This is a genomic window from Pseudomonas sp. XP1 (assembly GCF_053557675.1).
Map to the genome: position 1 here is coordinate 88,790 of NZ_JBNRIJ010000005.1, position 3,577 is coordinate 92,366.

4 protein-coding genes are annotated in these 3,577 nt (G+C 63.3%); 1 reads left to right on the forward strand and 3 read right to left on the reverse strand.

Annotation, left to right across the window (positions count from 1 at the left end; all coding sequences use genetic code 11):
• Positions 1 to 8: 8 nt before the first annotated feature.
• Both aroE and hemF read right to left on the reverse strand, forming a co-directional pair.
• Entirely contained in the window at positions 9 to 833 is an 825-nt protein-coding gene (gene aroE, locus ACK1U9_RS06710) for a shikimate dehydrogenase (RefSeq protein ID WP_108480411.1), read from the reverse strand.
• 25 nt (positions 834 to 858) lie between these two features.
• Entirely contained in the window at positions 859 to 1,770 is a 912-nt protein-coding gene (hemF, locus tag ACK1U9_RS06715) for an oxygen-dependent coproporphyrinogen oxidase (RefSeq protein WP_108480412.1), read from the reverse strand.
• Positions 1,771 to 1,904: 134 nt separating this feature from the next.
• On the opposite strand from hemF, the gene ACK1U9_RS06720 reads away from it, so the two are divergent.
• Entirely contained in the window at positions 1,905 to 2,882 is a 978-nt protein-coding gene (locus tag ACK1U9_RS06720; RefSeq protein ID WP_013970270.1) for an NADPH:quinone reductase, read from the forward strand.
• Positions 2,883 to 2,922: 40 nt separating this feature from the next.
• Here the strand turns inward: ACK1U9_RS06720 and ACK1U9_RS06725 are convergent, their stop codons facing one another.
• Entirely contained in the window at positions 2,923 to 3,234 is a 312-nt protein-coding gene (locus ACK1U9_RS06725) for a hypothetical protein (protein ID WP_085588966.1), read from the reverse strand.
• Positions 3,235 to 3,577 lie beyond the last annotated feature (343 nt).

The window sequence follows — 3,577 nt, forward strand, 5'->3', positions numbered from 1 at the left end:
CGGCAATCTCAGCCGCGAGCCAGCTGCCGGCGCAACTCAGCCAACACTGGCGCCGTATCCGGCCGCACCCCACGCCAGATAAAGAACGCCTCAGCCGCCTGCTCAGCCAGCATCCCCAGCCCATCCAGCACCTTGGCCGCCCCCAGCTTCTCGGCCCACTGGCAAAACGGCGTAGGCTCCTTGCCATACATCATGTCGTAGCAAACCGTGCGCCCCGCCTCGACCAGGCTGTCGGCAATCGGCGGCAACTCACCGGCCAGGCTCGCCGAAGTGGCATTGATGATCACATCCACCGGCTCCTGCAACCAGGCAAACCCACTGGCCACCACCGGCCCCAGTTCATCGAACTCACGCGCCAGCTGCTCGGCCTTCTCCACAGTCCGGTTGGCAATCACCAGCGACTGTGGTTTGTGCGCCAGGATAGGCTCCAGCACGCCACGCACCGCGCCACCAGCACCCAGGATCAGAATGCGTTTGCCCGCCAGCTCGACCCCGGCATTCACCGTCAGGTCTCGCACCAGGCCAGCGCCATCGGTGTTGTCGCCCTGCAGGCTGCCATCGGCCAGCTTGCTCAGCGTGTTCACCGCGCCAGCGCGCCGGGCACGCGGGGTCAGGCTGTCGCACAGGCGGAAGGCCTCCTCCTTGAACGGCACGGTGACATTGCCGCCGCAGCCTTGCTTGAAGAAACCGCGTGCACAATCGCTGAACTCGTCCAGCGGCGCCAGCAGGGTGGCGTATTCCAGATCCTGCCCAGTCTGTTCGGCGAACAGGCGATGGATCAGCGGCGACTTGCTGTGGCCGATGGGGTTACCAAAAACGACGTACTGGTCCATGACGGCTCCTTGGTTATCCACAGGCTCACTGGCCGAGCCAGTCGCGGTCCTGCAGGAAATACTCGGTCAAGCGCGCTTCTTCACTGCCAGGCGCGGCCTTCCAGTCGTAGCCCCAGCGCACCTGCGGCGGCAGCGACATGAGGATGGACTCGGTGCGACCACCGGATTGCAAGCCGAACAGGGTGCCACGGTCGTAGACCAGGTTGAATTCCACGTAGCGGCCACGGCGGTATTCCTGGAACTCGCGCTGCTGCGGGGTGTAAGGGGTGTCCTTGCGGCGCTGGATGATCGGCAGGTAGGCGTTGATGTAGGCGTCGCCAATGGCGCGGATGAAGGCGAAGCAGGTGTCGAAGTCCCACTCGTTCAGGTCATCGAAGAACAGGCCACCAATGCCGCGTGGCTCGCCACGGTGCTTGAGGTGGAAGTAGCGGTCGCACCAGGCCTTGTAGCGCGGGTACACGTCGGCGCCGAACGGCGCGCAGGCCTGCTCGGCCACGCGGTGCCAGTGGATGCAGTCTTCTTCATTGCCGTAGTACGGGGTCAGGTCGAAGCCGCCGCCGAACCACCAGACAGCCTCTTCACCTTCCTTTTCGGCGATGAAGAAACGTACGTTGGCATGGGAAGTGGGCACATGCGGGTTGTGCGGGTGGATCACCAGCGACACGCCAAGGGCCTCGAAGCCACGGCCCGCCAACTCGGGGCGGTGGGCACTGGCCGACGGCGGCAGACCGGCGCCGAACACGTGGGAGAAGTTGACCCCGCCTTTCTCGATCACTTTGCCATCGCCGATCACCCGCGTGCGGCCCCCACCACCGGCTTCGCGCACCCAGGCGTCCTCGACGAAGCGGGCGCCGCCGTCTTCAGCTTCGAGGGCAGAGCAGATGCGGTCTTGCAGGTCGAGCAGGTAGGCTTTCACGGCCTCGGTGCGGCTAGTCATCGGGTCACCAGGAACGGGCAGGGAAGAATTCGCCGCGTAGCATACCACCCCCAGCCCGCGCGCCGCAGTTGACGGCGATCAAGCAAAGGCGTCCGATAGAAGGCCTTTCCCGACCCATACGACAGGAGTGCGAGATGGCCAAGCGTATCCAGTTCAGCCAGCATGGCGGCCCGGAAGTGCTGCAGTTTGTGGAATTCGAACCTGCCCCGCCAGGGCCACAGCAGGTGCGTGTGCGTAACCATGCGATCGGCCTGAACTTCATCGATACCTACTTCCGCAGCGGGCTGTATGCGCCGCCATCCCTGCCTTCGGGGCTGGGCACGGAAGCGGCTGGCGTGGTCGAGGCCGTGGGCGAGGGCGTGACCCGGCTGAAAGTGGGTGACCGCGTGGCCCATGCCGGCGGCCCGCTGGGCGCGTATAGCGAGGTGCATACGTTGCCGGAAGCAAATCTGGTGAAGCTGCCCGACAACATCAGCTTCGAGCAGGCGGCAGCGGTGATGCTCAAGGGTTTGACCGTGCAGTACCTGCTGAAGCAGACCTATGAGGTGAAGGCGGGTGACGTGATCTTGTTCCACGCAGCAGCTGGCGGCGTGGGTTCGTTGGCGTGCCAGTGGGCCAAAGCCTTGGGCGCCAAGCTGATCGGGACCGTGAGCTCTGCCGAGAAGGCCGAGCGGGCCAAGGCGCTGGGGGCGTGGGCGACCATAGATTACAGCCGTGAAGACGTGGCCAAGCGGGTGCTGGAGCTGACCGACGGCAAGAAATGCCCGGTGGTGTATGACGGCGTCGGTGCCGACACCTGGCTGACCTCGCTGGACTGCCTGCAGCCGCGTGGGTTGATGGTGAGCTTTGGCAATGCCTCGGGGGCAGTGAGCGGAGTGAACCTGGGTATCCTGGCACAGAAGGGCTCGCTGTATGTGACCCGGCCCACGTTGGCGACCTATGCCAACAATGCCGAGAATACCCAGGCCATGGCCGATGACCTGTTTGCGATGATTGGCAGCGGCAAGCTGGTTGTGGATATCCAGCAGCGGTATCCGCTGAGTGAGGCGGCGAAGGCGCAGGCGGAGCTGTCGGCTCGGCGGACTGTGGGTTCCACAATTCTGCTTCCTTGAGTTCACTCCCACAGGTACTGCGTCGGCCTTGAATATGGCGCTATGCCTGTGGAGGACGGGTGGTTGGCATCGACTCGATACCATCGAGAATCGCCTCCACCAATCCCTCCGCCAATTCAATGGAATGCAGGCTCGACCAATACATGCCACGGCCTTCTTCGCGCAGGTACTCGAGGGCTTTCGAGCCCGTTTCGTAGGCGCCTCGCAGATACAGAGCTACATGAACCAAGGCGTCCTCGGCGGAAATGTTCGGGTTTACGGTGAACAGCGGTTCGTGGCCGGCATCGCAGCGGCCGAAGGGGCGAGTAGAGGTGCAGGGAAGCGGTGGATCGGGGACTATTTTCTTCATCATTGGAAAATGCTCCTCATTGCCGCCACCAATCACTACCACGTGAATGGGTGGCGACTGTACGCGAGGTGGTAGACCCGGGCATTTTCCAATCCAGGCAGGCTCGAAAGCCTCCCACGCACAGTCACCATAGACTGCCATGGAAAAAATGCATCCGGGCTACCACACCCGATCGCCAAGGTATTCAGCGACGGATGAAGCCTAGAGGCACTGGTTCCCACTGAGAAGGTGATGGCAGAGGACGCGGCTCGTAGGATATTTCCCAAGCCGCAAGCTGGACAGCCATTCGAGACAAAATCAGAAAAATCTGCGGGGTTCTGGGGCCGCTTTGCGGCCCAATCGCCGG